Annotated in this window: 1 protein-coding gene; it reads left to right on the forward strand. The window is 47.4% G+C overall.

Annotated features, from left to right (window positions below):
* Positions 1-51: 51 nt before the first annotated feature.
* Positions 52-411: Ig-like domain-containing protein (locus A3773_RS16945; RefSeq protein WP_231902237.1), on the forward strand; the 360-nt coding region annotated here is incomplete at its 3' end.

The following is a 411-nucleotide window of genomic DNA, read 5'->3' on the forward strand; positions in this document are numbered from 1 at the left end:
GGCACAACCCAAATAACCGCAAGCTATCAAGGCATCGCATCATTCTCGAAAATGAGTAATACCATTTCCGATAGTACAGCAGCGACCGTGACTCAGGTTTCCGTTACCGATTTGGTGGTGACACCAGCAAAAGCCAGCGTAGCGGCGGGTAATATTCAGCAGTATCAGGCGTTCGCTTTATTTAGTGATGGGACAAGTCGAGAGGTAACTGAGCTGGCAAGTTGGCAATCTTCCAACAACAGTGTGGCATCTATTAATCAAAAAGGACTGGCGGATAGTTATCAGAGTGGTGATGTTGTTGTGACGGCTACTTATGCCAGCCAACAGGCGGATGCTTTATTGAATGTGACTCAAGCTCAACTAACAGAGCTGGTGGTAGCTCCAAACAAGGTGACTATACCTGCAGGGCAT

This window comes from Neptuniibacter pectenicola (assembly GCF_001597735.1).
GTDB lineage: Bacteria > Pseudomonadota > Gammaproteobacteria > Pseudomonadales > Balneatricaceae > Neptuniibacter > Neptuniibacter pectenicola.